We start from the raw sequence: 22650 nt of genomic DNA, 5'->3' as shown, positions 1-22650 counted from the left end.
GGAACATATCCACTGTATGCGGCTGAGGAACAGGTTCCAGACGACCTTAGTAGTAGAAGGAGTGTAGCGAGGGATTGCGAGGGTGCAGAAACAATTGTAGGAGCGAGCTTGCTCGCGAAAAGAGTCAACGATAACGCGTTCATTCTGGATGATCGCGGTGCCCTTGCCTTCTTCGCGAGCAAGCTCGCTCCTACAGTTTTTGGGTATTACTTAGCGGTCCACTCCGCGACACGCTCAGGGTGCTTGGCCACCCAATCCTTGGCGGCGGCTTCAGGCTTGGCGCCCTCTTGAATCGCCAGCATGACTTCGCCGATTTCATCCTTGGAGGCCCACTGGAATTTCTTCAGGAACGCCACGACTTCCGGGGCTTTCTTTTCCAGGCCTTTGCTGCCGATGCTGTTGACGGTTTCAGCAGCACCATAAATTCCTTTTGGGTCGTCCAGGAAACGCAGTTTCCACTTGGCGAACATCCAGTGTGGCACCCAACCGGTGACCGCAATGGATTCCTGTTTGTCTTCAGCACGGGTCAGTTCGGCGATCATTGCCGCGCCGGAACTGGCTTGCAGCTTGTAGTCCAGGCCATAGGCCTTGATCGCTTCGTCGGTCTTGAGCATCACGCCTGAACCGGCGTCGATGCCGACGATCTTGTTCTTGAAGGTGGTGTCGGTCTTGAGGTCTTCGATGGATTTGGCTTTCACGTACTCAGGCACGATCAGGCCGATCTTGGCGTCCTTGAAGTTGGGGCCGTAGTCGACCACCTTGTCCTTGTTCTTGGTCCAGTATTCACCGTGGGTCACCGGCAGCCAGGCGGAGAGCATGGCGTCGAGTTTGCCGGTGGCCACGCCTTGCCACATGATCCCGGTCGCGACCGCTTGCAGTTTCACGTCATAACCGAGCTTTTGCTTGATCACTTCTGCCGCAACAAAGGTGGTGGCAACACTGTCCGACCAGCCATCCACATAGCCGATGCTCAGGGTTTTGCTGTCGGCGCTGGCCAGTGTGGAGCTCATCGCAACTACCAAAGTGGCAGCTGCGCCCAAGAGTCGTCGCATCTTCATAGTGCTTCCCCGAAAGTGCTGCGCCCGGCGGATGCCGAGCGACGTCAACCTGTTGTTATGTGGTGCACCGCGCCCCCTTCACGCGCATCGATCACCTGGGTGCCTCATCAGTGGAGGGCTGACACTTCGATAATCAACCTGCTGCCATAAGCGACCTGCTCTGACTGCGACCTCAGGTAAGCAAGAAACGACATCACATCGCCAGCAGGACGATTTGTAGGACATTCACCGACAATCCCGCCCGAACTTTGCATGTCAAAATTATGCTGCCCCACTGGGACGGCACAAATCCGGGTAAGATGCGCGCCTTTGCCCCCAGACGGCCTGACCATGCCCGCGACTGCCCGCTTCCCGCTCCTGCCTTATTTATTTGCCCTGTTCCTCGGCGTGTTGGCCCTCGGCGGCTATTGGTATGGTCTCGGCCAGCCGGTGGTGCTGCCAGACGTGGCCAGTGCCAGCCACAAACTGCAATGCGCGTCCTACACGCCCTTCGACAAAGACCAATCCCCATTCGACCAGCCGTTCACCCTGCGCCCCGAGCGCATGGACGCCGACCTGGCGTTGCTGTCCACCCGTTTCGAGTGCATCCGCACCTACTCCCAGACCGGCCTTGAAGCCTTGCCGGAATTGGCGCGCAAACACGGCCTGAAGCTGATGAGCGGCGCGTGGGTCAGCAGCGATCCGGTGGCCACGGCCAAGGAAGTCGAGGCACTGATCGCCTCGGCCAACGCCAACCCCGACGTCATCACGTCGGTGATCGTGGGTAACGAAACCCTGCTGCGCAAGGAAGTCACCGCTGCGCAGTTGGTCAAGTTGATCCATCACGTCAAAGACCATATCAAGCAGCCGGTCACCTATGCCGATGTGTGGGAGTTCTGGCTGCAACACCCGGAAATCGCTCCGGCGGTGGATTTCCTGACCATCCACTTGCTGCCTTACTGGGAAGATGACCCGTCGGGCATCGACCAGGCGCTCAAGCATGTGGGCGATGTTCGCCAGACGTTCGGCAAAAAGTTCGCCCCCAAGGATGTGATGATCGGTGAAACCGGTTGGCCGAGCGAAGGCCGCCAGCGGGAAACGGCGGTGCCGAGCCGGGTCAACGAAGCCAAGTTCATGCGCGGGTTCGTGGCCATGGCCGAAGCCAATGGCTGGCACTACAACCTGATCGAAGCCTTTGACCAGCCGTGGAAACGCGCCAGCGAAGGTGCTGTAGGCGGTTACTGGGGTTTGTTTGATGCAGACCGCCAGGACAAGGACGTGCTGGCCGGCCCGGTGACCAATGTGCCGTACTGGCCGCTGTGGCTGGGGGTTGGCGCAGTTATCCTGCTGGGGACGCTGCTGCTGGGCGGCCGCGTGCGCACCACCCGTGCCGCGTTGTTGTTGCCGTTGCTGGGCGCAGTGGCTGCCTGCTCGATTGGCACCTGGGGTGAATTGAACCGGGTAACGGCGCGCTTTACGGATGAGTGGGTATGGGCGGGACTGCTGGTGGCCTTGAACCTCGCCGTACTGACCCACGCCGCCCTGGCCCTGAGTGCACGGGAAGGCTGGCGCGAACGAGCATTCAACTGGATCGAGCAACGCGCCAGCTGGCTGGTGGCAATCGCCGGGTTTGCCGGTGCGGTGATGATGCTGGCGCTGGTGTTTGACCCGCGTTATCGCAGCTTCCCGAGTGCCGCGCTGGTGCTGCCGGCGCTGGTGTACCTGGTGCGTCCGGTTGGCGGGCTGCGTCGGGAGATTGCATTGCTGGCGTTCATCATCGGTGCCGGTATTGCGCCACAGCTGTACCGTGAGGGATTGATGAACCAGCAGGCGTGGGGTTGGGCGGTGGTGAGCCTGCTCATGGTTGTAGCCTTGTGGCGTTGCTTGCGGGTGCGCAAGGCTTAAGACCGCTTTCGCGAGCAAGCCCGCTCCCACATTCGACCGCATTCCAAGGGATGTACTCGGTCAAATGTGGGAGCGGGCTTGCTCGCGAAGAGGCCCTGTCAGGCGACGCGAGGCTTACGGACCAACCGCAACCCCGCAATCACCACCGCAAACACCGCAAAGGTCGTGTTGTACAACGCCAATGCCGGAAACCCGAACACCAGCGCCAACACCGCCAACGCCCACCCTGCACGGCCCGGCACGAAAAACCCCAGCACCGCCGTCACCAACGCCGCCCAGCCCATCACCTTGAAGTGAATCATCAGCCCCAGGTTGGAACGCACCTGGCATTCCCAACGGCTGGCTTCATCAGCACAAATGCCAACCCAGCGACCGTCCTCCATGAATCCGTAACGCGCGCCATAACTGGCGGCCAGCCAAAGCGGCAGGGCAATAAGCAACAGAATCAGCGGAAAACGGCGGGACATGGGGCACTCCGATAGGCGAAAACGGCGCCCAGCTTAATCTCCCGGCGGCCGTTGGCAAGGCTTGGAAACAGATAAGTGTTCGTCAAGGCGTGCCAAAGTGTATCGTCTGGCTACTATTACCCCGATTCCCACGTTTTTTTCCGACTTTTCGTGCCGATGGCTGGCACTTCGGCAGCAACGCGGTGGTCATAGCCTGCGAACTCCACTTCAGCACGTTTTCCTCTTAGGGATTTAGTCATGCTCCGTTCCTTGCGCTGTGCGGCCCTGTTGGGCAGCCTTTTTCTGAGTGCGTCAGCACTGGCGGTCGATATTGACCAGGCCAGCTATGGCTACCCTTTGACCAACCCGTTTGAAGCGACCATCGCGACCACGCCGCCCAACCTGCGGCCGGAACTGCCATCGGACGATGAGATCAATCAGTCCGACTACACCCTGACGATGCGCCCGGAACGCCAGTTCAGCCTGCCCGACAACTTCTGGGCCGTGAAGAAACTCACCTACCGCATCGCCAAGCAAGACCGCGCCGCACCGCTGATCTTCCTGATCGCCGGCACCGGCGCACGCTTTGACAGCACCATCAACGAATACCTGAAAAAACTGTACTACAAGGCCGGTTACCACGTCGTCCAGCTGTCGTCCCCGACCAGCTTCGACTTCATCACCGCCGCCTCGCGCTTCGCCACCCCCGGCATCAGCCAGGAAGACGCCGAGGACATGTACCGCGTGATGCAGGCCGTACGCGCGCAAAACCCGACGCTGCCCGTGACCGACTACTACCTCACCGGCTACAGCCTGGGCGCCCTCGACGCCGCCTTTGTCAGCAAGCTGGATGAAACCCGTCGCAGCTTCAACTTCAAGAAAGTCCTGCTGCTGAACCCGCCGGTCAACCTCTACACCTCGATCACCAACCTCGACAAGCTGGTGCAAACCGAGGTCAAGGGCATCAACAACAGCACCACCTTCTATGAGCTGGTGTTGAACAAACTGACCCGCTACTTCCAGCAAAAGGGCTACATCGACCTTAACGACGCCCTGCTCTACGATTTCCAGAACTCCAAGGAACACCTGACCAACGAACAGATGGCGATGCTGATCGGCACCTCGTTCCGCTTTTCCGCAGCCGATATTGCCTTCACCTCGGACCTGATCAACCGCCGTGGCCTGATCACGCCACCCAAGTACCCGATCAGCGAAGGCACCAGCCTCACGCCGTTCCTCAAGCGTGCGCTGCAATGCGACTTTGACTGCTACCTCACCGAGCAGGTGATCCCGATGTGGCGCGCCCGCTCCGACGGCGGCAGCCTGTTGCAACTGGTGGATCAGGTCAGCCTGTACGCCCTCAAGGACTACCTGCACGACAGCCCGAAAATCGCCGTCATGCACAATGCCGACGATGTGATCCTGGGCCCGGGCGACCTTGGCTTCCTGCGTAAAACCTTCGGCGATCGCTTGACCGTCTACCCCCTGGGCGGCCATTGCGGCAACCTCAACTACCGCGTCAACGCCGACGCCATGCTGGAGTTCTTCCGTGGCTAAATATCTTCTGCTGCTCGCCGCCCTGATGTGCGCGGGCGTGGCCAATGCCGACAACAGCAAGGCCCACACGCCGACCGTGGTGGACTCCGACGGCTTCAAGGAGCCCCTGAGCCATCTCAAGTTCAACCCCGGCCTGGACCAGCGTGAGTTCGAACGCTCGTCGGTCAATGCCCTGAACGTCTACGACCCGCTGGAGTCGTGGAACCGCCGGGTCTACCACTTCAACTATCGCTTCGACCAGTGGGTGTTCCTGCCGGTGGTGGACGGTTACCGCTACGTCACCCCCAGCTTCCTGCGCACCGGTGTCAGCAACTTCTTCAACAACCTGGGGGATGTGCCCAACCTGTTGAACAGCCTGCTGCAGCTCAAGGGCCACCGCTCCCTGGAAACCACCGGGCGCCTGTTGCTCAACACCACCATCGGCATCGCCGGCCTGTGGGACCCGGCCACCGCCATGGGCCTGCCGCGCCAGAGCGAAGACTTCGGCCAGACCCTGGGCTTCTACGGTGTACCGGGGGGTGCCTACCTGGTGCTGCCGCTGTTTGGTCCATCGAACCTGCGGGACACCACCGGCCTGTTGGTGGACTACGGCGCCGAGACCGAGATCAACTTCCTGAACGTGTCCAAGGTCAGCGAAAACCACCCGGAAATCTGGGCCCTGCGCGCTGTCGACAAGCGCTACCAGACCAGCTTCCGCTACGGTCAGATGAACTCGCCGTTCGAGTATGAAAAAGTGCGCTACGTGTATACCGAAGCGCGCAAGTTGCAGATCGCCGAGTAACCCTCCTCGTAGGCGCTGGCTTGCCAGCGCCTACGAGCCGGCCGTCACATCACGTCCGCGCTGGCACCACTTGTGCCACGTAAACCGCAACTGCAACACCGCCGCCCTGGCCATCTCCCGATCCTGCTCCGCCAACCCCGAGTGCTGCTCAAGCGCTTCAAGCATCGCAACGCTGGCCGCGTCCATCAGCGACTCATTCGCCACGCTCGGCCCACCCTCCTCCAGTGCCGCCTCCAACGCCCGCAAATAACGATCGCGTTCAATCGCCAACGCCCCCCGGCTGCCCGCCAGGCACGCGCGCAACTCCAGCAACTCATCCCCCAGGTCCAGCCCCAGCAAGCCATTGTCCCAGTGGGCCCGGCGATCGGGAGGCAAGGTTTCGCTGTAGCGCGACAGCCGTATCAGGCGGTCCGCCATCCGCCCGCCAAACCAGCTTTCAGCCTGCTCCAGGGGGCGCGAGGTCAGCTGTGCCAGGTCGAACAAGGAAGCCTTGAGCATCCGCCGATAGTGATGCTCACCCGGATTGAGCTGGATCAGCCGAAACACCACCACGGCAATGCCCACCCCCACCAACGTGGCGATCGCCTTGTTGAGGAACGCGGCAAAGTCATAGGTCATCACATTGCTGGGCCCGACGTTGTTGACGAAAAAAATGCAGAACGCCGAGGCCGTAGCCGCGAGTTTGAGGCGGCTCATGCACAACGAAGCCAGAAACAGCGGCACACCCAGCGCCAGGCATAACAGGGGAAACCCCTCAAACCCCGGCAGCAACGCAAAGCGCACAACCCCCGCCACCGGGATAGACAGTGCGATGCCCTTGAGGAAATTCAAACTGGACGCCGACGGGTTTTCCCGCGCCGCAAACAAGCTCAACACCACGCCACAAATGGACACTGCACCCAAGCCCGAAGGCCACGCCGTAAAGATCCAGAAGGCCGCAACCGCCAGAAACGCCAGCGCACTGCGCAACCCGCCGAGCACGCCCTGTTCAATATCCCGGTGCCAGGACATCGCCCCCGGTGCGCCAGGCGGCACCCTGCCCTCTTCGACCGCGACCAGCGTCAATGCCCCCTGCTCAATCAAGCGCAGCACCTGCGCCAGTTGCATCAGGCAAAAGTGCGCCTCCTGGCCAAGGCGTGGGTCCTGCAACGCCAGGCCAAGCCGTTGCGAGAGCCCGGGCAGATCATCGAGGCGCTCTTGCTGCAGTGCGCCAGCCACCGCTTCAATCAATGGCACCACCGCGGCCGTCTCATCGAGCATCAGCCGCTGGCGCGCCACGCTCCGTGCCGCCCGCAGCAGGCTAAGCAGGTCACGGCTGAGCACCCGCAAGGCCTGGGAGCGGCGCCGGCCCTTGGGCCCTTCAAACCAGGCGTGGTCGCGCTGGCTGTCCACCGCCACCAGGCGGCTCAACGCGTCAAGCAAGCCTTTACGCTGATCGCTGCCCAATAGCTCCGAACCCGTGGCGCGCATCCCGGCCTGCCAGGCGGCGCGCGCTTGAACCGCCAGCACCTGCTCGACCCGGCGCGGCCATAAAATCGTGCTGGCGATGGAGGCACAGACGATGCCCAGGCTGATCTCCTGACAACGCGCCACCGCCTCATCGAACACCCCCAGCGGCGCCGCCGTGGCGGGCAACGCAATAATCGCCGTGGTGTAGCCCGCCAGCACAAAACCGTAGGACGCGTGATTACGCAGCAAGGACGCGCCCGTGGTACAGAACGCCAGCCATAGCGCCATGCACAGCAGGAACAACAGTGGTGCCTGGCCCAACACACCGATCATCGCAATGGAGACCATGGCACCGACAAACGTGCCCACCAGCCGATACGCGCCTTTGGCCAGGACCATCCCGCTGGTGGACTGGCCAACAATAAACACCGTGGTCAAGGCCCATTGCGGCTGCTGCAAGTCGAAACAGAAGGCCATGTACAGCGCCACTCCACCGGCGATCATATTGCGCAACGCAAACAGCAGATCGCTGCGCGACGGGGTCAACGTCGCTTGCCAGAAATCAGGGAGCTGAAAGGTGAAGGATTTCATGAAAACCGCATATAGATAGCAAGCTAATGATTAGCATCGTATCTATATCCGCCAAAAATGCCAATGTCCTGTTTACTTGACCAGACGCTTCTCTTTGGACGGCCTGTACCCAAAGTACGCGCTGTAGCACTTGCTGAAATGGCTCGGCGAGACAAACCCGCAGGCCACCAGCACGTCCACCTGGGACAGCTCGGTGTGTTGCAGCAGCCGGCGGGCCTCGGTGATGCGCAGTTCCAGGTAATAACGCTGGGGCGTGGTACCCAGTTGCTCCTTGAACAAGCGCTCCAGTTGGCGCCGGGAGCGGCCGGCATAGACGGCCAGTTGCTCCATCTCCAGCGGCTCTTCGAGGTTGGCGTCCATCAGGTTGACCACCTCGCGCAACGGCGCACTCAAGCAGATGTTTTCCGTCGGTTTTACTCGCCGGTAGCGCGACTCCTCAAACGCCAGGATGTCCTCGATGCCCTCCACCACCGCCTTGCCGTACAACCCCTTGATCCAGTCCAGCGCCATATGAAACGCCCCGGACGGGCTGGACGCCGTCAGCCGGTCGCGATCAATCACATACGGCTCGCTGCTGACCTGGGTCGCCTTGCAGAACTCGGCCAGGGCCGGGCGATGTTCCGGGTGCACGGCGCACCGGTAGCCGCCGAGCAAACCGGCACGCCCCAGGAACCACGCACCGTTCCACAACCCGGCCAGGCTTACGCCCTGCTCCGAGGCACTGTTCAGCAGGTGGATGAATTCGTCGGTGGCCTTCAGCTCAGTGCGGTAGCCACCGCAAATCACCAGCAGGTCCAGCGCTTTAAGCGCTGAAGGCTCAAGCCGCGCATCGGGCCGGATCACCAGCCCCAGGTCGCTGATCACCTCGCCCTCCTGCAAACCGAAGGTCGACGTGGAAAACGACGCCGGCCGCAGCAGGTTGGCGGTGATCAGCGTATCCAGCGCCTGGGTAAACGCCGGCAATGAGAAATGTTCGAGCAACACAAATCCCACCCGCACCGTTTGACCGGCCTCGCCGGGATTTTCATTCAGGTAACGGAGGTTCTTGCCTTTCATGCCCCCGCTGAATTGCCGTCGCTCGATCAATACCCGCTTCCCCAGATTCAAAGTGCACCGAGAATAACGCGGGGCGCACCGGGTAGGCGAGCCAGTCAGCGGCCGTCGACGTGCCAGCCACCGCCAAGACTCTGGATCAACGCCACACTGCCCTGGCTGAGTTGGCCCTGGGTGTCGCGCAGGTTCTGCTCGGCTTGCAGCAACACCAGTTGCTGGGTCAGCACATTCTGCTGGCTGACGGTGCCGGCGCGCAGTTGCGCTTCCTGGCTGCCGAACAGTTGCCGGTTGCGCTGGTACACCTGCTGGAAGGCATCAGCCTGGGTTTGCAGGTGGTTGATCGCCGACAGGTTGTCTTCAACGTTCTGCAAGGCACTGAGCACGGTGCCACGGTAGGTCGCGGCAATCTGGTCGTAGCTGGCTTCGGCCTGCTTGACCGCTGCTTCACGGGCGCCACCGTCAAACAGGGTTTCCGCCAGCGCCGGGCCTAACGTCCAGATGCGGTTGGGCAACGAGAACAAACCGCCCAACGCGCTGCCGCGATAGCCGGCTTCGGCGGTGAGGTCCAGGGTCGGGAAGAACGCGGCCTCGGCCACGCCGATTTTCGCGTTGGCCGCCGCTGCCGAGCGCTCCGCCGCCACCACGTCGGGACGCCGCTGCAACAGGGTCGAAGGCAAGGTCAGCGGGGGACGCGGCAGCACAAAGGTGTAGTCATCCCGCGCGGCCACGGCAAACTCGCTCGGCGCCACCCCCACCAGCACCGCCAGCGCGTGTTCGTACTGCTCGCGGTCCCGCAGTGAGGTCTGCAGGTCGGCAATCGAGGTGGTCAACTGGTCCTGGGCCACCAGCAACTGGTCGTTGGTGGCAACGCCCTGGGTGAACTGCACCTGGATCATGTCCAGCAGTTGCTGGTTGATCTTCTGCTGTTGTTGCAACAGGCGCACGTCGATGTCCATCTGCCGCAGCGCAAGGTAGTTACTCGCCACGCTGGAGCTGATGGACAAGCGCACCCCGGCCAGCAACGCATCGGATTGCTGGGCCGTGGCCTGGCTGGACTCTATTCCGCGCCGCACCAGGCCCCACAGGTCCGGCTCCCAACTGGCGGTCAAGGTCGCGCTGACGCTGTTTTCAACACCGCCCGAAGTAGAACTGGACGTACTGCTGCCGCTGCCGCTGCCGCCCACGCCCCGCGAACCGGACAATCCCACGCCCACCGTCGGCCACAACCCCGCTCGGCTCGACGCCACCTGCGCCTGGGCCAAACGGTAAGCCGCCTCTGCCGCGATGATCGACTGGTTGGCCTTGGCCGAGCGCGCCACCAGGTCGTTCAGCACCGGGTCCTGATAGGCCAGCCACCACTGGCTGTCCATCGCCCCTTGGGGGTTGGCCGCCGCGCGCTGCCACTGGGCGCCTTCCTTGAAGGTCTGCGGCAGCTCCATGGCGGGCTTCTGGTAATCCGGCCCGACCATGCAGCCGCCGAGCAGCAGGCTGATGCAAAGCACGCTGTATTTCACGTTCATAACCTTGCTTCCTTACGCCGACCCAGGCGCTGTGACGCCCGGTCGAGCCACAGGTAGATCACCGGGGTGGTGTACAGCGTCAGCACCTGGCTGAACAGCAGGCCACCAATAATCGAAATCCCCAACGGCCGGCGCAGTTCCGAGCCGTAGCCGGTGCCCAGCACCAGCGGCAGCGCGCCAAGGATCGCCGCCAGAGTAGTCATCATGATCGGCCGGAAGCGGATCAGGCACGCCCGGCGAATCGCTTCCTTGGCCGTGAGGCCGAACTCCCGCCGTTCGGTGATTGCGAAGTCGATCATCATGATCGCGTTTTTCTTCACGATACCAATCAACAGAATCACCCCCACCAGCGCAATGATCGACAGCTCGGTGCCGGTCAGCAGCAAGGCAATCAACGCGCCGACACCGGCCGAGGGCAAGGTGGAGAGGATGGTCAGCGGGTGCGTCAGGTTTTCGTAGAGGATCCCCAGCACGATATACACACACAGCAGCGCGGCGACGATCAGCAGGGGCTCGCTGGCCACCGACGACTGAAACACCTGGGCCGTACCGGCGAACTGGCCGACCACACTGGCGGGCATGCGCAGCTGCTTCACCGCGTCATCCACCATCGCCGTCGCCTGGCCAATGGACGTGCCGGGCGCCAGGTTGAACGAGACCGTGACCGCCGGGAAGGTGCCTTGATGGCTGATGGAAATCGCCGTGCGCGCCACCGTGTTATCCGCCAGCGCCGACAGCGGCACCAGGGTTTGTTCGGTGGTCAGCTTGGGTGCCGCCGTGGTGCCTTTGGTGGTCGCGGCCTGGGTGCCCGCCGGCACATAAATGCCTTTGAGCGCCGAAGGGTCGGTCCAGTATTCCGGGGCGATTTCCATCACCACGTGGTACTGGTTGGCCGCGCGATACAGGGTGGCGACCTGGCGCTGGCCAAAGGCGTCGTACAGGGTCTGGTCCACCGCCGAGAGACTCACCCCGAGGCGCGCCGCCGTGTCCCGGTTGATCTGCACATTGGCCAGCAGGCTGTTGTCCTGCTGGTCGGTATTGAGGTCAGTGAGTTGCGGCAGTTTGCGCAGCACCGCCACCACCTTGGGCACCCATTCGTCCAGGGACTCCTGGTCATCGGCGGTCAGGGTGAATTGGTACTGCGCGCCACTTTGCCGGCCACCCACGGTGATGTCCTGGGCCGACTGCAAATACAGTTTGGTGCCCGGCAAGTCGCCAAGGCTGCGACGGATTTGCCCGATGATGTCAGTGGCGTTGTCCTTGCGCTCGCCCAGGGGCTTGAGCAGTACAAACATCTGCGCACTGTTGACCGCCCCGCCGCCGCCTCCGCCACCGCCGACAAACCCGGCGACGGTTTCGATGTTGGGGTTTTTCATCACCTTGCGGTTGATCTCGGTGAAGTCCTTCTGCATCGCCCCGTAGGAAATGCTCTGGTTCGCCAGGATGCTGCCCTGCAAGCGCCCGGTGTCTTCCTGGGGAAAGAAGCCCTTGGGCACCAGCACATACAGCACACCGGCGAGCACGATCACCAACACCGTGACAAAACCCATCAGCACCGTGTGGTCGATGACCCAACCGAGGGTGCGATCGTAGAAGCGGTGAAAGCGTGAATCGGGGTGTTCGTTGCCCTCGTGGATGTCCTTGGGCGCGCGCAGCAGCACGCTGGCAAGCATCGGCGTGACGGTGAGCGAGATCAGCATCGAGATCACGATGGCCACCGACAACGACACCGAAAACTCGCGGAACAGCCGCCCGACAATCCCGCCCATCAGCAGCAGCGGAATAAACACCGCCACCAGCGACACGCTGATGGTCAGCACGGTAAAGCCGACTTCACGGGCGCCTTCCAGCGCGGCCTCCACCCGGGTCTTGCCGCGCTCCAGGTGACGCATGATGTTTTCCACCACCACGATCGCGTCGTCCACCACAAAGCCGGTGGAAATGGTCAGCGCCATCAGTGACAGGTTGTTCAGGCTGTAGCCGAGGAAGTACATCGCACCAAAGGTGCCCAGCAACGACAGCGGCACCACGATCGCCGGCACCAGGGTGCTGCGCCAGTCGCGGAAGAAGCCGAACGTCACCAGGGTCACCAACAGGATCGACACCAGCAACGTGATCTCCACATCGTGCAACGAGGCACGAATGGTGGTGGTGCGGTCCATTAGCAGGTTGAGTTTGATCGTCGCCGGAATCGAGCTTTGCAGGAACGGCAGCGAGGCTTTCACCGCGTCCACCGTTTCGATCACGTTGGCGCCCGGCTGCTTGAACACCACCAGCAACACCGCCGGCTTGCCGTTGGACAAGCCGAAGTTGCGCAGGTCCTGCACGTCTTCGCGCACGTAGCCGAGGTCGGAGATATGGATCAGGTCGCCGTTGTGGGCCTTGACCACCAGCGGCCCGTAGTCTTTTTCATCGAGCAACTGGTCGTTGGCGGCGATGCCGTAGTTGCGGTCACCGATGGCCACGTTGCCCTTGGGCAAATTCACGTTGGACGCATTAATGACCTGGCGCACCTGCTCCAGGCTGACGCCGTACTGGTTGAGCCGGTCGGGGTTCAATTCCACCCGCACCGCCGGCAACGCGCCGCCGCCCACGGTCACGTCACCGACGCCGGTGGTCTGCAACAACTTCTGCTCCAGCAGGGTCGAGGCCACGTCATACATCTGCCCCGGCGTGGCGCTGTCGGAGGTCAGGCTGATGATCAGGATCGGCGAATCCGCCGGGTTGACCTTGCGGTACGTCGGGTTGCCGGACAGGTCGCTGGGCAGGTTGCTGCGGGCCGCGTTGATCGCCGCTTGCACGTCCCGGGCGGCGCCGTCGATGTCGCGGTTCAGGTCGAACTGCAGGATGATCCGCGCCGAGCCGAGGCTGCTGGAGGAGGTCATCTGCGTGACCCCGGCGATCTGCCCGAACTGCCGCTCCAGGGGCGTGGCCACCGAACTGGCGACCGTGGTGGGATCAGCGCCGGGCAACGAGGCACTGACGCTGATGGTCGGGAAATCCACCTCCGGCAGTGGCGCCACCGGCAGCAGCATAAAGGCCAGCGCGCCAAACAGCGCGAGGCCGGCCGCCATCAAGGTGGTTGCAATCGGGCGGCGAACAAACGGCGCGCTGAGGTTCATCGCCATCAGACCACTTCAGCCGGGCGCCGGCTGAAACGCTGCCCCAGGCCGTGCATGGCCAGGAAGATCACCGGTGTGGAAAACAGCGTCAGCAGTTGGCTGAGCAACAGCCCGCCGATGATCGCGATGCCCAGCGGATGACGCAGCTCCGAACCGATGCCCGTGCCCAGCGCCAGCGGCACCGCGCCGAACAGCGACGCCATGCTGGTCATCAGGATCGGCCGGAACCGCAACTCCGCCGCCTGGCGGATTGCAGCCACCGGGCTCAGGCCGCCCTCGCGTAATAGCTCCAGGGCAAAGTCGACCATCATGATGCCGTTTTTCATCACGATCCCAATCAGCAGCACAATGCCGATCAAACCGATAATGTCGAACTGCGTACCGGTCACCAGCAGCGCCAGCAACGCCCCGAGGGCCGCCGACAGCAGGGTCGAAAGGATCGTCACCGGGTGCACGAAGCTCTCGTACAGAATCCCCAGCATCAGGTACACCACCACAATCGCCGCCACCACCAGAAACACCTGGTTGGACAGCGACTGCTCGAACGTGGCCGCCGCGCCTTCGAGGTTGGCCTGCACCGACAACGGCAAACCGACCTTGGCCTCGATGTCCTTGAGCCGCGTCACCGCCGCGCCAAGGGTCTGGCCGGGGGCGAGGTTGAACGACACGTCGGCATATGGAAACTGGCCCAAACGGTTGATGGTCACGGGCGTACGCACCACCTGCATCGTTGCCATGCTCGACAGCGGCGCCACCCCGCCACCGGGGATGTCCACGTACAACCCCGTGAGCAAATCCGGCAAGTTGCGCGGCGGATGATCGGTGGCGATCACCACGTGGTACTGGTTGAGCTGGGTGTAAATCGTCGAGACCTGGCGCTGGCCGAAGGCGTCGTACAGCACGTCGTCGATGGCCTGGGGCGTGATGCCCAGGCGCGAGGCGGTGGCGCGGTCAAAGGTCAGCTGGATCTGGTTGCCGAACTGCATCGCCTGGCTTTGCACGTCGGTGAACATCGGGTCTTGCTTGATCGCCGCCAGCAACTTGGTGGTCCACTGCTCCAGCTCGTCCGGGTCGGTAGCTTGCAGCCCCAAACGGTAACTGGTGGTGGACACCGTGGCGTCGAGGGTCAGGTCCTGCACCGAGTGCAGGTACAGACGGATGCCCGCGTCGTCGGCGTTGGCGTCGGAAAGCCGGCGGATCACCTCGGTGGCGCTGTCCCGCTCGCCCCGCGGCTTGAGGTTGATCAGCAGGTTGCCCTGGTTGATGGTCGGGTTGGTCTGGTCGATGCCGACGAAGGACGACAGGCTTTGCACCGCCGGGTCCTTGAGGATCCGGGCGGCGAGGCGCTGTTGTTCGGTCTGCATCTGCTGGAAGGAAACCGTCGGCGCCGCCTGGGAAATGCCCTGGATCAGGCCGGTGTCCTGGTCCGGGAAAAAGCCCTTGGGCATGATCACCAGGGTCACCAGGGTCAGCGCGGCGGTGAGCACCACCGAAATCAGCGTGAGCGTGCGGTGCGCCAACACCCAGTCCAGGCCGCGCACGTAATGGGTGTTGATGCGGTCGAAGAAGTCCGCACGGCGTTCTTCGTGCTTATTCTTGAGCATCCGCGCGCACATCATTGGCGTCAGGGTCAGGGAGATGAACGCCGAGATCACGATGGTCACGGCCACGGTCATAGCGAACTCGCGGAACAGCCGCCCCACCACATCGCCCATGAACAGCAGCGGGATCATCACTGCGATCAGCGCGATCGACAGGGAAATAATCGTGAATCCAATCTGCTCCGAACCCTTGAGCGCCGCCTCCAGCGGCGAGTCGCCCGCCTCGATGTAGCGCGTGATGTTTTCGATCATCACGATGGCGTCATCCACCACAAACCCGATGGCGATGGTCAGCGCCATCAGCGTCAGGTTGTTCAGGGAGAAGCCCAGCGCATAGGCCACCGCCAAGGTGCCCACCAGCGTCAGGGGAATGGTGACGGCGGGAATGATCGTGGCCGGCACGTTGCGCAGGAACGCGAAAATCACGATCACCACCAGCCCGATGGCCATGGCCAGTTCGTACTGCACATCGGTGACCGAGGCGCGGATGGTTTGGGTGCGGTCGGTCAGCACATCGACCTTCAAGGTGCCCGGCAAACTGGCCCGCAGCTTGGGCAGCAATTGCTGCACGCGGTCGACCACTTGAATTACGTTGGCGCCGGGCTGGCGCTGGATGTTCAGCACAATCGACGGCGTGCTGTTGGTCCACGCGGCCTGGCGCGGGTTCTCCGGGCCTTGGGTGGAAGTGGCGATTTGCGACAGGCGAATCGGTGCGCCGTTTTTATAGGCGATCACCAGGTCGCGGTATTCCTCGGCCGATTGCAGTTGGTCGTTGGCGCCGATGGAATACGCCTGGAACTTGCCGTCGATATTGCCCTTGGCCTGGTTGACGTTGGCCGTGCCGAGGGAGGTGCGCAGGTCATCGATGGACAGGCCCAGGCTATTGAGCGCCGAGGTGTTCGCCTCGACCCGTACCGCCGGGCGCTGGCCGCCGCTGATGGTCACCAGGCCGACGCCGGTGATCTGCGAAATCTTCTGCGCCAGCCGCGTGTCGGCCAGGTCTTCGACCTTGGTCAGCGGCAGCACGTCGGAGGTCAGGGACAGGGTCAGCACCGGCGCATCCGCCGGGTTGACCTTGCTGTACACCGGCGGGTACGGCAGGTTGGCCGGCAGAAAGGTGCCGGCGGCGTTGATCGCGGCCTGCACTTCCTGCTCGGCGACGTCCAGGGACAGCGACAGGTCAAATTGCAGGGTCACCACCGAGGCGCCGTCAGAGCTGGTGGAGTTCATGGATTTAAGCCCTGGCATCTCGCCGAGCTGGCGCTCCAGGGGCGCAGTGATGGATGAGCTGACCACGTCCGGGCTGGCGCCGGGGTATTGGGTAAAGACCTGGATGGTCGGGTAATCCACCTCGGGCAGTGCCGACACCGACAACAAGTGATAACCCAGCAGGCCGAGCAACAGCACCGCCACCATGATCAAGGTGGTAGCGACGGGACGTTCGATAAAGGGCCGCGAAATGTTCATGCTCGGCAGCTCCTCACTGGGCGACGACCTTCACGGCCGAACCGTCATCCAGTTTGTCGGCGCCCTCGGTGATCACTTGCTCGCCCGGCTTGACGCCGTTTTCGAGCACCGCCGACACATCGCCCATGGACGGGCCAGTCTTGATGTTGCGCAGGCTGGCCTTGCTGCCATTGACCACAAACACGAAATCCCCCTTGCTGCCATGCTGGATCGCCCGGGTGGGCACCACGGCGACCTGGGCCAGGGTGTCGGCTTTCAGGCGCGCATTGACGAACTGGTTGGGAAACAGCGCATTGCCCGAATCATCGAACTGCGCCTTGACCTTAATGGTGCCGGTGGTGGTGTCCACCTGGTTATCCAGGGCCAACAGGCTGCCGGTGGCGAGCAAGGCCTTTTTATTGCGGTCGTAGGCCAGCACCGTCACCGCGCCACGGCCCAGGGCCTGGTTGATCGCGCCCAGGTCATCCTCGGGCACGGCGAACACCACCGTGGCCGGGTTCATCTGGGTGATCACCACGATCCCGGTGGTGCTGGTGGTGGTGACGTAGTTGCCCGGGTCGACCAGGCGCAGGCCCACCACACCGTCGACCGGCGAGGTGATGGTGCAGTAGCCGACCTGCACTTCAAGGTTCTGCACATTGCCCTGGTCGGCGGCCACGGTACCCAGCTGTTGCTGGACCAGAGACGCCTGAGTGTCGACGGTTTGCTGGCTGGTGGAACCGGCCTTGACCAGTTCGCGGTAGCGCACCAAGTCGCGCTGGGCATTGCTCAACACGGCCTGGTCGTGGGCCAGGGTGCCCTTGGCCACCGCCAGTTGGGCTTTGAGGGCACGGTCATCGATCCGGGCGATCACCTGGCCCTGGGTGACGTGCTGGCCTTCCTTGAACGCCACGCTGCTGAGGATGCCATCGACCTGGCTGACCACGGTCACACTGCGGGTCGGGGTGACAGTGCCAAGGGCATCGATATACACCGGCACGTCCTGCAACACCACCGGCACCACGGCCACCGGTTCGCCGGTAGCGGGTGGCCTGCCTTTGTGCCCACCTGCAAAGAAGTGCAAACCCAGGGCAATCAACAACGCTACCAGTAACAACGTGCCAACTGCCCAGGCGAACGTACGTCGTCTGCTTTTCTCCACGGTTTCTCTCTCGAACGCCGAAATCAGGAAGGGGCGGCCAGGCTAAATGGCCGCTCGCTGCCTGAACTCTAGCAGCGCGCTCGCGCTGTGCCTGTACGACCGTGAATGCGTTCAGCATCAAGACAGACAAAGTCAGCTGGGCGCCCCGTTGTGCAAGGGCTTCGGCGGGATTCTTGAGCCCTGCGCAAAGCCGGTGCTACCATGCCCGACCGCCTGTCTTGGCAAGGAACCTCCTGGTCTATGAGCACCATTCGCGAGCGCAACAAAGAACTGATCCTGCGGGCTGCCAGTGAGGAGTTTGCCGACAAGGGCTTCGCCGCGACCAAAACCAGCGACATCGCCGCCAAGGCCGGGCTGCCCAAGCCCAACGTCTACTACTACTTCAAGTCCAAGGACAACCTCTACCGCGAGGTGCTCGAAAGCATTATCGAGCCGATCCTGGCGGCTTCCACGCCGTTCAATCCGGAGGGCGATCCTTCGGCTGTGCTGAGCGGGTACATCCGCTCGAAAATCAGCATCTCCCGGGATTTGCCGTTTGCCTCAAAGGTGTTCGCCAGCGAAATCATGCACGGCGCCCCGCACCTGAGCTCTGAGCAGGTGGAACAGCTCAATGCCCAGGCCAAGCACAACATCGACTGCATCCAGAGCTGGGTGGACCGAGGGCTGATTGCGCCGATTGACCCGCATCACCTGATGTTCAGTATCTGGGCGGCGACGCAGACGTATGCGGATTTTGACTGGCAGATTTCCGCGGTGACCGGCAAGGCCAAGCTGGATGAAGCGGATTATGAGGCGGCGGCGCAGACGATTATTCGGTTGGTGCTTAAAGGGTGTGAGCCGGACTGAAGAGCATCGCAGGCAAGCCAGCTCCCACACTGGATTTGCGCCAGGCACAAAATGTATGAAGGACGGAGATCCCCTGTGGGAGCGGGCTTGCCCGCGATAGCTATCGCCCAGACACATCCTGCCAAAAGCTGGAACACCTCCTCAAACATTCCCATCTAGCCTTTCAGAACTCACTTCTGCAAAGGGGCAACGGAATGCCTGATCTACCCGCATCAAGTCGTCTGCGCACAGGGCGTTATAACGAAACCAACCAAATTTATCTTCTGACCAGCAACACACTTCATCGCGAGCCGATTTTCAGCGACTTCAAGCTGGGAAGACTAGTGGTACAGCAGTTCAGAATTGCCCAGAACCAACGTCTGGCAACCTCATTGGCCTGGGTGGTAATGCCTGATCATTTCCACTGGTTGATTTCACTGGAAAACGGTTCTCTGGCTGACCTGATGCGCCAGGTCAAATCCAAAAGTACTCGAATCATAAATGCTGTTGCCGGGCGTCAAGGGCGCCTTTGGCAACCGGGCTTCCATGACCATGCCGTGCGGCGTGAAGAGAGCCTTGAGGGCATAGCCCGGTACATCGTGGCCAATCCCCTGAGAGCGGGTCTAGTGAAGAAATATGGCGACTACCCTCTGTGGGATGCGATCTGGCTTTGACTGTAGACCGGGTCGCCGCCATCGCGGGCAAGCCCGCTCCCACATTTTGATTTGTGAATACATTCAACTGTGGGAGCGGGCTTGCCCGCGATAGCTATCGATCAGTCACCTTAAATCATGCAGACACCCCGGCATCCGCCAACAACCCCAACCCCTCGATCGCACTGATCCCGCACTGCTCGTCAATATCCGACGTATCCCCGCTGATCCCGATCGCGCCCAGCACCACACCCTCCTGATTCCGAATCAACACGCCGCCCGGTGCCGGCACCACGCTGCCCTGCCCCAGGCTATTCAACGCCGCAATAAACGCCGGCCGTTGCTGCGCGTCCAGCGCCAGCAAGCGCGAGCCCTTGCCCAGGGCTATCGCGCCCCAGGCTTTGCCAATGGCGATCTGCGGGCGCAGCAGGCTCGCGCCATCTTCGCGCTGCAAGGTAATCAAATGCCCGCCGCTGTCGAGTACCGCAATGGTCAGGGGCGCTGCCGAAATCGTGCGGCCTGCCGCGATGGCGTGGCTGGCCAGGTTGACTGCGACTTTCAAGGTTAAAGCGCTCATGGGTGCCGTCCTTATCTTGTTATGGGAAAGCCGTGGGGCTCTGTTTGATCAGAAGCCGAATCCAACAAATAGAACACAATAGATTTATTTTTTGTATACAATATTTCGAAACATACGCACCACACGTCGAAATATTCCTGTCCAGAAGCCTTCCGACGAACGTAAAGGCCAGCCAAGAAAATGGATTGACCTGCCCCGCTCGCCGTGAATACACTTCGGACCAACACCACTTGTATACAATTACAAAACGCAAGAGGCACCAAAATCATGAGCAAAATGAGAGCAATCGAAGCCGCTGTCCTGGTGATGCGCCGTGAAGGGGTCGACACCGCCTTCGGTATCCCGGGCGCCGCGATCAACCCGCTGTATTCGGCCTTGCAGAAGGTCGGTGGCATCGATCACGTCCTTGCTCGCCATGTTGAAGGCGCCTCGCACATGGCCGAGGGCTATACCCGCACCAAGGCCGGCAACATCGGCGTGTGCATCGGCACCTCGGGCCCGGCGGGCACCGACATGGTCACCGGCCTGTACAGCGCCTGGGCCGACTCGATCCCGATCCTGTGCATCACCGGCCAGGCGCCACGTGCACGGATGCACAAGGAAGATTTCCAGGCCGTCGACATCACCAGCATCGTCAAGCCGGTGACCAAGTGGGCAACCATGGTGATGGAGCCCGGCCAGGTGCCGTACGCTTTCCAGAAAGCCTTCTATGAAATGCGCTCCGGCCGCCCAGGCCCGGCGTTGATCGACCTGCCGTTCGACGTACAAATGGCCGAGATCGAATTTGACATCGACGCCTACCAGCCGCTGCCTCTGGCCAAGCCACTGGCCACCCGCATCCAGGTGGAAAAAGCCCTGGCCCTGCTGGACCAGGCCGAACGCCCGTTGCTGGTGAGCGGTGGCGGCGTGATCAACGCCGACGCCAGCGAACTGCTGGTGGAGTTCGCCGAGCTGACCGGCATCCCGGTGATCCCGACCTTGATGGGCTGGGGCACGATCCCGGACGATCACCCGCAAATGGTGGGCATGGTCGGCCTGCAAACCTCCCATCGCTACGGCAACGCGACGATGCTCAAATCGGACATGGTGCTGGGCATCGGTAACCGCTGGGCCAACCGCCACACCGGTTCGGTCGAGGTGTACACCGAGGGCCGCAAATTCATTCACGTGGACATCGAGCCCACCCAAATCGGCCGCGTGTTCACGCCAGACCTGGGCATCGTGTCCGACGCCGGTTCCGCCCTGACCCTGTTCATTGAAGTGGCCCGCGAGTGGAAAGCCGCCGGCAAGCTCAAGGACCGCAGCGCCTGGCTCCACGATTGCCAGCAGCGCAAGGCCACCCTGCACCGCAAGACCCACTTCGACAACGTGCCGGTCAAGCCGCAACGGGTGTATGAAGAGATGAACCAGGTGTTCGGCAAAGACACCTGCTACGTCAGCACCATCGGCCTGTCGCAGATTGCCGGTGCGCAGTTCCTGCACGTCTACAAACCGCGCCACTGGATCAACTGCGGCCAGGCCGGCCCGCTCGGCTGGACCATCCCGGCAGCGCTGGGTGTGGTCAAGGCCGACCCGACCCGCAAAGTGGTGGCGTTGTCCGGCGACTATGATTTCCAGTTCATGATCGAAGAGCTGGCCGTGGGCGCACAGTTCAAGCTGCCGTACATCCACGTGGTGGTGAACAACTCCTACCTGGGGCTGATTCGCCAGGCCCAGCGTGGGTTTGAAATGGACTACTGCGTGCAGCTGTCCTTCGACAACCTCAACGCGCCGGAACTCAACGGGTATGGCGTCGACCACGTGGCCGTTGCCGAAGGCCTGGGTTGCAAGGCCCTGCGGGTGTTCGAGCCGGGTCAGATCCAGCCGGCACTGCGCAAGGCTCAAGAGATGATCGAAGAATTCAAGGTTCCGGTGATCGTTGAGATTATTCTGGAGCGGGTGACCAATATTTCCATGGGCACCGAGATCAACGCCGTCAATGAATTCGAAGATCTGGCACTGGTGGGCAACGACGCGCCAACTGCCATTTCACTGCTCGATTAAGGAGAACCCCATGCCGCGTTTTGCCGCCAACCTGTCCATGCTGTTTACCGAACAGGACTTTCTTGCCCGTTTCAAAGTCGCCGCCGACGCGGGGTTCAGTGGTGTGGAATACCTGTTCCCCTATGAATTCAGCTCGGCTGAAATCAAGGCGCAACTCGATGCCCACGGCCTGACCCAAGTGCTGTTCAACCTGCCGGCCGGGGACTGGGCCAAGGGCGAACGCGGCCTGGCGTGCCACCCGGACCGGGTCGAAGAGTTCCGCGCCGGGGTCAACCTGGCCATCGCCTACGCCCAAGTGCTGGGCAATACCCAGATCAACTGCCTGGCGGGGATTCGTCCTGCCGGTGTGGACGATGCCACCCTGGAAAAAACCTTCGTCGCCAACCTCAAGTACGCCGCCGACAAGCTGCAAGCGGTGGGCATCAAGTTGGTGATGGAAGCCATCAACACCCGTGACATTCCGGGTTTCTACCTGAACAACACGGCGCAGGCCCTGTCGATCCGCGAGCAGGTGGGCAGTGCCAACCTGTTCCTGCAATACGACATCTATCACATGCAAATCATGGAAGGCGACCTGGCCCGCACCATGGCTGCACACCTGGGTGAGATCAACCACATCCAGCTGGCCGACAACCCGGGGCGCAACGAGCCGGGCACCGGTGAGATCAACTACCGCTTCCTGTTCGAACATCTGGACCGCATTGGGTATCAGGGTTGGGTCGGCTGTGAGTACAAGCCGTTGACCACCACCGAAGCGGGTTTGGGTTGGTTGAAAACCCACAACGCCATCTAACCCACAACACAGAACCCTGTGGGAGCCGGGCTTGCCCGCGATGCAGGCAACTCGGTTTCTCAGTTGCACCGCGGTGATGCCATCGCGGG

Annotated in this window: 17 protein-coding genes; 7 read left to right on the top strand and 10 right to left on the bottom strand. The window is 62.1% G+C overall.

Going from position 1 to position 22650, the window contains the following annotated elements; all coding sequences use genetic code 11:
* Positions 1 to 206 precede the first annotated feature (206 nt).
* Complete coding sequence (locus HX855_RS22870) at positions 207 to 1058, bottom strand: glycine betaine ABC transporter substrate-binding protein (protein ID WP_088426805.1); 852 nt, start codon at positions 1056 to 1058, stop codon at positions 207 to 209.
* 330 nt (positions 1059 to 1388) lie between these two features.
* Here HX855_RS22870 and HX855_RS22865 point away from each other — a divergent pair, with 330 nt between their 5' ends.
* Positions 1389 to 2942, top strand: coding sequence for a glycosyl hydrolase family 17 protein (locus HX855_RS22865; RefSeq protein ID WP_177087559.1), 1554 nt, complete (start codon positions 1389 to 1391; stop codon positions 2940 to 2942).
* A 98-nt stretch (positions 2943 to 3040) separates the two neighbouring features.
* Here HX855_RS22865 and HX855_RS22860 read toward each other — a convergent pair whose 3' ends face one another.
* Both HX855_RS22860 and HX855_RS33450 read right to left on the bottom strand, forming a co-directional pair.
* Positions 3041 to 3409 carry a hypothetical protein gene (locus tag HX855_RS22860; RefSeq protein WP_177087561.1) on the bottom strand — a complete coding sequence of 123 codons (369 nt, stop codon included), beginning with the start codon at positions 3407 to 3409 and terminating at the stop codon, positions 3041 to 3043.
* A 116-nt stretch (positions 3410 to 3525) separates the two neighbouring features.
* Complete coding sequence (locus HX855_RS33450; RefSeq protein WP_256353041.1) at positions 3526 to 3648, bottom strand: hypothetical protein; 123 nt, start codon at positions 3646 to 3648, stop codon at positions 3526 to 3528.
* On the opposite strand from HX855_RS33450, the gene HX855_RS22855 reads away from it, so the two are divergent.
* Positions 3647 to 4945 (top strand): serine/threonine protein kinase, encoded by a 1299-nt coding sequence (locus tag HX855_RS22855; RefSeq protein ID WP_177087563.1) that lies wholly within the window; start codon positions 3647 to 3649, stop codon positions 4943 to 4945. The two genes, HX855_RS33450 and HX855_RS22855, sit on opposite strands and share 2 nt — an antisense overlap.
* Positions 4938 to 5726: a VacJ family lipoprotein gene (locus HX855_RS22850; protein WP_003210582.1), complete on the top strand. Its 789-nt coding sequence runs from the start codon at positions 4938 to 4940 to the stop codon at positions 5724 to 5726. The genes HX855_RS22855 and HX855_RS22850 overlap by 8 nt, the downstream gene beginning before the upstream one ends.
* 30 nt (positions 5727 to 5756) lie before the next feature.
* Here the strand turns inward: HX855_RS22850 and HX855_RS22845 are convergent, their stop codons facing one another.
* The 6 genes from HX855_RS22845 to HX855_RS22820 all read right to left on the bottom strand — a co-directional run bounded on the left by HX855_RS22845 (position 5757) and on the right by HX855_RS22820 (position 17670).
* Positions 5757 to 7766: an FUSC family protein gene (locus HX855_RS22845; protein ID WP_177087564.1), complete on the bottom strand. Its 2010-nt coding sequence runs from the start codon at positions 7764 to 7766 to the stop codon at positions 5757 to 5759.
* A 72-nt stretch (positions 7767 to 7838) separates the two neighbouring features.
* Complete coding sequence (locus HX855_RS22840; protein WP_177087565.1) at positions 7839 to 8822, bottom strand: GlxA family transcriptional regulator; 984 nt, start codon at positions 8820 to 8822, stop codon at positions 7839 to 7841.
* A 95-nt stretch (positions 8823 to 8917) separates the two neighbouring features.
* Positions 8918 to 10339 (bottom strand): efflux transporter outer membrane subunit, encoded by a 1422-nt coding sequence (locus tag HX855_RS22835; RefSeq protein ID WP_177087566.1) that lies wholly within the window; start codon positions 10337 to 10339, stop codon positions 8918 to 8920.
* Positions 10336 to 13461, bottom strand: coding sequence for an efflux RND transporter permease subunit (locus HX855_RS22830; protein ID WP_177087670.1), 3126 nt, complete (start codon positions 13459 to 13461; stop codon positions 10336 to 10338). The genes HX855_RS22835 and HX855_RS22830 overlap by 4 nt, the downstream gene beginning before the upstream one ends.
* 5 nt (positions 13462 to 13466) lie before the next feature.
* Complete coding sequence (locus HX855_RS22825; protein WP_177087567.1) at positions 13467 to 16529, bottom strand: efflux RND transporter permease subunit; 3063 nt, start codon at positions 16527 to 16529, stop codon at positions 13467 to 13469.
* Positions 16530 to 16542: 13 nt separating this feature from the next.
* On the bottom strand, positions 16543 to 17670 hold the full coding sequence (locus tag HX855_RS22820; protein ID WP_177087568.1) for an efflux RND transporter periplasmic adaptor subunit: 1128 nt from the start codon (positions 17668 to 17670) through the stop codon (positions 16543 to 16545).
* Between the two features lie 240 nt (positions 17671 to 17910).
* Between HX855_RS22820 and HX855_RS22815 the strand changes: the two genes are divergently transcribed.
* Both HX855_RS22815 and HX855_RS22810 read left to right on the top strand, forming a co-directional pair.
* Positions 17911 to 18516, top strand: a complete 606-nt coding sequence (locus HX855_RS22815; RefSeq protein WP_177087569.1) for a TetR/AcrR family transcriptional regulator — start codon at positions 17911 to 17913, stop codon at positions 18514 to 18516.
* Positions 18517 to 18710: 194 nt separating this feature from the next.
* Entirely contained in the window at positions 18711 to 19169 is a 459-nt protein-coding gene (locus HX855_RS22810; protein ID WP_177087570.1) for a transposase, read from the top strand.
* Between the two features lie 115 nt (positions 19170 to 19284).
* Here the strand turns inward: HX855_RS22810 and HX855_RS22805 are convergent, their stop codons facing one another.
* Positions 19285 to 19725 (bottom strand): heme-binding protein, encoded by a 441-nt coding sequence (locus tag HX855_RS22805; RefSeq protein ID WP_177087571.1) that lies wholly within the window; start codon positions 19723 to 19725, stop codon positions 19285 to 19287.
* Between the two features lie 267 nt (positions 19726 to 19992).
* On the opposite strand from HX855_RS22805, the gene gcl reads away from it, so the two are divergent.
* Positions 19993 to 21768: a glyoxylate carboligase gene (gcl, locus tag HX855_RS22800; protein ID WP_177087572.1), complete on the top strand. Its 1776-nt coding sequence runs from the start codon at positions 19993 to 19995 to the stop codon at positions 21766 to 21768.
* Between the two features lie 10 nt (positions 21769 to 21778).
* The gene (gene hyi, locus HX855_RS22795) at positions 21779 to 22561 is read left to right on the top strand and encodes a hydroxypyruvate isomerase (protein ID WP_177087573.1); all 783 of its coding nucleotides are present in this window, start codon (positions 21779 to 21781) and stop codon (positions 22559 to 22561) included.
* Positions 22562 to 22650: the final 89 nt, after the last annotated feature.

It is taken from the genome of Pseudomonas sp. IPO3778 (assembly GCF_013386825.1).
Lineage (GTDB): Bacteria > Pseudomonadota > Gammaproteobacteria > Pseudomonadales > Pseudomonadaceae > Aquipseudomonas.
This window is presented reverse-complemented; position numbering and strand designations above follow the sequence as displayed.